Below are 6,914 nucleotides of genomic sequence, written 5' to 3' on the forward strand. Positions count from 1 at the left end.
CTAAAGCTCAAGTTCCGAGTTCTGAAGCTCAACGCTTTCAAAAACAAGAGATACAGCAGATTTAAAGTTGGGGAGCTACTAAATAATCGATAGCAGAGAGCGATCGCACCCTTGTTCTGTCTCCTTCTAAAAGGTACTATAGCAATCCGATTTGATTTCTGGAGGTAAGGGACTGGGGATTGGGGACTGGGAAGAAGGAATAAAGGTATACTGAGTTTTGTTCAAAAATCAAATATGAGTCCTATAGGGAGCAACGCGAAAAAGTGAGATCCTCGTGAAATAGGCTCTTGAGGCAGGGGGAGCAGGGGGAGCAGGGGGAGCAGGGGGAGTAAAGAGGCATTTTTAGTATTTTTTACTACCGAAACAGACTGCTTCTACACTTTTTTCTTTCTCTTCCCCTGCCTCCCCTGCTTACCCATCTCACTGTTAGAGCATTGCTCCCGTCCTATATCATCTCTCTGTGTTTTTCTATGGAAGTGACCAGAACGCAATTAACACAAGGTACTTTGCCAATGCACTTCAGTGACAAGAAAACCGGAGGTACATTGAAGCCGGAAACGCTTATTTGCTAAGATTTCCAGTGCGACAACATTAAAACAGGGCAAGTTCTCACTACCATGCCAACATCTACAATTGACGATAAAGACGCAGCAGCTATCCAAGCCGCTAGAGTTGGGGTTGCAATATGCGATCGCACCGCTTGGGGACGTATCAAAGTGGCTGGCGACGATCGCCTCAATTTCTTACACAATCAAAGTACTAACAATTTCCAAATACTCAAGCCAGGACAAGGTTGTGATACGGTTTTTGTCACTTCCACAGCCAGAACAATTGATTTAGTAACTGCTTATGTGAGAGAAGATGCGGTAATCCTGCTGGTTTCACCCAACCGCCGCCAATATCTCATGGAATGGCTGGATAAATATATTTTCTTTGCTGACAAGGTGGAATTATCTGATATCACAAAATATACCAACACCTTCAGCCTGATTGGCCCAGGAAGCGACGCTGTTTTAGAAAAGCTGGGTATTGGCGAACTCATCGGCCAACCTTACGGGAGTCATAAGGTATATACTATTGCTCCCGCCGAGGGTGTGCGGATTGCCGTGGGTAGTGGGCTAGCTACGCCCGGATACACCTTAACTTTCCCCTATACTGACAAAGCAACGGTGTGGAACAAATTGTTAGAAGCTGGGGCGGTAGAAATGAGCGATCGCGCTTGGGATACTTTACGAATCTTACAAGGCCGTCCCGCGCCAGATTCCGAACTCACAGATGATTACAATCCTCTGGAAGTTGGTTTGTGGCAAACAATTTCTTTTACTAAAGGTTGCTATATTGGGCAAGAAACCATCGCTCGATTAAATACATATAAAGGTGTAAAACAACACCTTTTGGGTATCCGCCTCAGTGCCCCTGTAGAAGTTGGAAGTGCGATCGCAGTTGGAGATGAAAAGGTCGGCAAACTTACCAGTTTCACAGAAACGGTTGATGGTTATTTTGGACTAGGTTATATTCGCACCAAAGCTGGTGGCATAGGCTTAAAAGTTAAAGTGGGAGAAACTGAAGGTGAAGTCATAGAAATCCCCTTTGTTTCTCACGAATACCCGTAAGTAATTCAAGTCAAAATATCTTCTTCTTTTTTTCTAGTGCCGTAACAAAATTCATCCACCCAAGAAGCTAAACTACGGGCATTAGTGGTTGATAAATTAACTTTACTTTTAACCTCTTGTAGTTGAATATTCGGTTGTCTACTGTTGCTTTTAACCTTAGTAGTAATTGCTAGCGATCGCACTGATTTGCCATTACTGTTAATCTCGGTGGTAATTGCCAGCAATGCGCCTACAGGGATTCGGACAGATGGCGCGTTGCTTTTAACCTCACTAGCTAACGCCACAGATGGCATAGTTTTTGCTTTGCTGTTAACTTCGGTAATCATTGTCAGCGCAGAGTGCAATCCTATGGGTTGATATTCCCTTATAAAACCGAGGGATGGCGTTTTTATCGGAGTATCTGGAGCAATCTTAGTGGCATTTGCTACTACCAACTCAGGTTTGCGGGTGCGAACTACTTCAGTGTTAACTGTAAATAATGGCACTACTTGATTAGCCCGTGACAAGTTGGAGTCTAAAGTCTTGGCAAGAGAATGAAGCGCAATCTTGCTGGCAGTTACAGATGATAATAGATGTTTATCCTCAGAATGCTTCTCATCTGGGAACTCACTTGCCACTTGGCTTGTAGTCATAGAATGGTCTAATTTTATTAAACGTAACTCTTCATCAGGATTGAAGTTAAGACCTAAAGCAGCGACTATTTTATCTGGATCGTTATTCAAATCCATCATAAAAGCAAGTATTTCATCAAACTGGGGTTCTAAAACAGAGAGTGTTGCCAAAATAAAACCCGACAAAGGACGGCGTAGACCATCGTAAGTCCCCCAAATTCGCATTTTCACCAGCCAGGTAATATTTTGGCTGTAGTAAACAAGCCAATTTTGTTTTAAGGATTGACGCAGCTGTTGGATATTCATTGGATGCCTCACTTCAGTCAACAAGATTACAGACTTTGATATTGCTAATTAATTTGATCTCTGGGGATGAAACCGATAATAGAGCATCTGTTCGACTCTTTGACCACCTAGTAAATGATTTTCTATCAGTAGAGATACTTCATCGGGTTGAACGCCGCTATACCAGACTATATCGGGTAACACCAGCACCATCGGCCCATTGCCACATTGTCCTAAACAGCTGCTAGCCGTTACCGTTACATCAGGGATTGGGAAAGCCGTAAAAGCTGCTAATACCTTAGCCGCACCTTGCTTTTTGCAGGTACGATTTTGACAAACCTGCACACATTTAGAAGAAGAGGGTTGGTCTATTGTGGGCAAGTTTGATGGTTGAGTGATGTTGGTCATTTATCCTTTATCTTTTATATTATTTTTTACCAATGACCAATGACCAATGACTAATCTATTGAAAGTCCTTTTGAAGCTAGCCATTCCGGGTTGAATATCCGTGACTGATACCGAGAACCACTATCACATAAGATCGTGACAATGGTATGTCCTGGCCCCAATTGCTTCGCAAGGGCGACAGCTGCGCCAACATTAATACCCGTTGAACCGCCCATTAACAACCCATCTTTCCTTAGCAGTTGGTAAACTACCCGCAAAGCTTCTTTGTCATCGATTTGGATAGCATCATCGGCAGGTGCGCCTTCCATATTGGCTGTGACGCGACCGTTACCGATGCCTTCGGTAATGGAATTTCCTTCTATATTGATTTCGCCGGTTTTGACATAGCTATAGAGGGCGCTACCCAGAGGATCGGCTACAACGCATTTAATCGCTGGATTTTGTTCTTTCAAGTACAAGGCCACACCAGCATAAGTACCAGCAGTACCAGTTGCACATGTCCATCCATCTATTTTACCATCTGTCTGTTTCCAAATTTCCGGCCCTGTGGTTTCGTAGTGGGCGAGGCGATTGGCTAAGTTATCAAACTGATTCGCCCAAATAGCATTTTCCAACTCAGCAGCGACTCTGCCAGATAGCTTGACGTAGTTGTTTGGGTCTTTGTAGGCTACAGCAGGAACGCGACGAACTTCTGCACCTAGTGCTATCAGTGCGTCTATTTTTTCTTGTGACTGAGTATCGGGAATAATAATTAGGCATTTGTAGCCTTTGGCATTGCAAATATGCGCCAGTCCAATGCCAGTATTACCAGCAGTTCCTTCTACAACAGTACCACCGGGTTTGAGTAAACCTTTCTTTTCGGCATCTTCAATGATGTAAAGTGCGGCGCGGTCTTTGACGGAACCGCCAGGATTGAGAAATTCAGCTTTCGCGAGGATTTCACACCCTGTTTCTTCACTGAAACTGCTTAAGCGAATCAGGGGTGTGTTACCAACAGCCCCAACGAAGCCATTTTTAATATCCATTTTGACTATACCTATGTGAGTATCTATAAAAATTTGGGCTTATAGCGATCGCATGATTTACATCTAATTTGTCTAAAATTCTATGATGCGTACACTACCAAACTTTACTCATATTTAAAATAAACCCAGGTAATACCGATTCACCGCTAACAGTGGCGGGATTTTCCAGACATTCCTCTGATACACCAGGACGATAAATATAGACTCGGCGATGCTTGCGGTCAATTAACAAGCCTAACTGTACTCCTGGTTCCCTCATATATTCCTCCATTTTCTCCTATCCCACAAGAAAATTTGGGATATTTTTTTATTTGTCAGTCCCTAATATTTGTTTTCGCTACAAATTTCCGATAAGAAAGTGCATTTTGTGGTATCTAACTCTAGCTCAAGTTTACCAGGCTATGAAAAGCAAAATAGTAAATTTACTGGGGTTGCCCAATATTTACGTAAGTTAGTATACAGCATAGCTAATAAGTAAATGCTGACATCTTTTCATTGTCTTAGACGGGATTACTCTTGGTGTGGTAGCGCTAGTTGCAGTAAGAATAGCCTCAGTATCAGCTGGGTTAATTATTGTTGGTGCGCTGGGATGGGTGTCTTACAAACTATTTTTGGAATCTAAAAAAACCAATCTTTAATAAAGGTGTAAATTTTATGACAAATCAGGTAGCAACTGACAGATTTATCCAAGATTTAGAGCGGGTTGCTCAAGTGCGCTCAGAGATGTCTGTATGTTTGACTAAACTGGCTGAAACAATTAATCAAGCAGAGTTGGCTGGCGACTCCTCATCAGGAAAACTCAGTTTAGAGCGAGATATTGAAGATATTACAGTAGCTAGTAAAAACCTCCGCCAAGGTGTATTTCGTCTTTTAGTATTGGGCGATATGAAACGGGGAAAAAGCACTTTCCTCAACGCCTTAATTGGGGAAAACTTATTACCGAGTGATGTTAACCCTTGTACCGCAGTGTTAACAGTTTTACGCTATGGGCCAGAAAAGAAAGTTACTATTCATTTTAATGATGGGAAAAGTCCACAACAGCTAGATTTTCAAAACTTTAAATATAAATATACTATCGATCCGGCTGAGGCAAAAAAATTAGAGCAGGAGAAAAAACAAGCATTTCCAGATGTCGATTATGCAGTTGTTGAGTATCCCTTAACGCTATTAGAAAAGGGAATTGAAATTGTCGATAGCCCAGGGTTGAATGATACAGAAGCGCGAAACGAATTATCTTTGGGTTATGTAAATAATTGCCATGCAATTCTATTTGTGATGAGAGCTTCTCAACCTTGTACATTAGGTGAGCGTCGCTACCTAGAAAATTATATCAAAGGTCGAGGATTAACAGTTTTCTTCTTAGTTAACGCTTGGGATCAGGTGCGGGAATCATTAATCGATCCTGATGATATCGAAGAATTAAAAGCATCTGAAGATAGATTGCGGCAAGTATTTAAGGCGAATTTAGCAGAATATTGTACTGTAGAAGGTCAGAATATTTATGACGAACGGGTATTTGAGCTTTCGTCAATTCAAGCACTGAGACGACGCTTGAAGAACCCCCAAGCTGATTTAGATGGGACTGGCTTTCCGAAGTTTATGGATTCCCTTAATACATTTCTTACCAGAGAACGTGCGATCGCAGAACTCCGTCAAGTCAGAACTTTAGCAAGACTTACCTGCAATCATACCCGCGAAGCAGTTGCAAGACGCATACCATTACTCGATCAAGATGTAAATGAATTGAAAAAACGGATTGATTCAGTAGAACCTGAGTTTAACAAACTCACAGGTATCCGAGATGAATTCCAAAAAGAAATTATCAATACCAGAGACACTCAAGCAAGAAAAATTTCTGAATCTTTTCGCAGTTATGTTTTAAACTTAGGTAATACCTTTGAAACCGACTTCTTACGCTATCAGCCAGAGTTAAATTTATTTGATTTTCTCAGCAGTGGTAAACGAGAAGCATTTAACACCGCACTGCAAAAAGCCTTTGAGCAATACATCACTGATAAATCTGCTGCTTGGACATTAACTGCTGAAAAAGATATTAATACAGCTTTTAAAGAACTTTCTCGCAGTGCTGCCCAATATGGCGCATCTTACAATCAAATCACAGACCAAATTACAGAAAAGCTCACAGGACAAGACGTAAAGGTAAATACCACTACTACTGCTGAAGAAGATAACTCTCCCGGCTGGGCAAAATGGGCAATGGGATTGTTATCACTGTCTAAAGGAAATCTTGCTGGTTTCGCACTAGCCGGCGCTGGATTTGATTGGAAAAATATCTTGTTAAACTACTTCACTGTAATTGGAATCGGTGGGATAATTACAGCAATGACAGGTGTTTTGCTTGGGCCAATCGGGTTTGCATTGCTAGGTTTGGGAGTAGGATTTTTGCAAGCAGATCAGGCGCGTAGAGAGTTAGTTAAAACAGCAAAGAAAGAGTTAGTTAAACATCTCCCCCAAGTAGCACACGAGCAATCTCAGGTTGTATACAATGCTGTGAAAGAGTGTTTTGACTCTTACGAAAGAGAAGTGGGTAAGCGGATTAATGATGATATTGTCTCTCGGAAATCTGAATTAGATAATCTGGTCAAGCAGAAACAAACCCGCGAAATAAATCGTGAGAGTGAGTTCAATCGTTTAAAAAACTTACAGGAAAATGTAATCGCTCAATTGCAAAAAATTGAGGCAGCGTATAGCAATTTGCTAGCTTACTATAGCTAATAATAGCTTATTTCTCTCATTCTTAGATAGAAGCTAAAAATGCTTATGAGAAGGCTCTGTAATATACCTAATCTAACCATAAGTCAATAGCATTTAGTTAACTATTTATTCTCTTCGTATTCTTTGCGGCTCGTTAAAATAATTAGACATCTCCAAAATAGTAATATTCTGTGGTAAAAGAAGATTGCGATAAGTTTTTGACACAAAAATATGAGTGACATACTGAAGCACATTGA

Annotated in this window: 5 protein-coding genes and 1 pseudogene; 2 read left to right on the forward strand and 4 right to left on the reverse strand. The window is 41.3% G+C overall.

Features of this window, described 5'->3' with window-relative positions; all coding sequences use genetic code 11:
- The first annotated feature begins 617 nt into the window (after positions 1–617).
- Positions 618–1,613 (forward strand): CAF17-like 4Fe-4S cluster assembly/insertion protein YgfZ, encoded by a 996-nt coding sequence (ygfZ, locus tag V7K42_RS21845; RefSeq protein ID WP_334919403.1) that lies wholly within the window; start codon positions 618–620, stop codon positions 1,611–1,613.
- A 5-nt stretch (positions 1,614–1,618) separates the two neighbouring features.
- Here the strand turns inward: ygfZ and V7K42_RS21850 are convergent, their stop codons facing one another.
- The 4 genes and pseudogenes from V7K42_RS21850 to V7K42_RS21865 form a co-directional block, all read right to left on the reverse strand.
- Positions 1,619–2,530, reverse strand: a complete 912-nt coding sequence (locus V7K42_RS21850; RefSeq protein WP_334919404.1) for a DUF5331 domain-containing protein — start codon at positions 2,528–2,530, stop codon at positions 1,619–1,621.
- Between the two features lie 48 nt (positions 2,531–2,578).
- Entirely contained in the window at positions 2,579–2,917 is a 339-nt protein-coding gene (locus V7K42_RS21855; protein ID WP_334919405.1) for a (2Fe-2S) ferredoxin domain-containing protein, read from the reverse strand.
- Positions 2,918–2,967: 50 nt separating this feature from the next.
- Positions 2,968–3,942 (reverse strand): cysteine synthase A, encoded by a 975-nt coding sequence (locus V7K42_RS21860; protein WP_334919406.1) that lies wholly within the window; start codon positions 3,940–3,942, stop codon positions 2,968–2,970.
- Between the two features lie 94 nt (positions 3,943–4,036).
- A pseudogene (locus V7K42_RS21865) lies at positions 4,037–4,219 on the reverse strand (Uma2 family endonuclease); the annotation flags it as partial.
- A 377-nt stretch (positions 4,220–4,596) separates the two neighbouring features.
- Between V7K42_RS21865 and V7K42_RS21870 the strand changes: the two are divergent.
- On the forward strand, positions 4,597–6,678 hold the full coding sequence (locus V7K42_RS21870; RefSeq protein WP_334919407.1) for a dynamin family protein: 2,082 nt from the start codon (positions 4,597–4,599) through the stop codon (positions 6,676–6,678).
- The last annotated feature ends 236 nt before the right edge of the window (positions 6,679–6,914 follow it).

Source organism: Nostoc sp., from assembly GCF_036917455.1.
Classification (GTDB): domain Bacteria; phylum Cyanobacteriota; class Cyanobacteriia; order Cyanobacteriales; family Nostocaceae; genus Nostoc.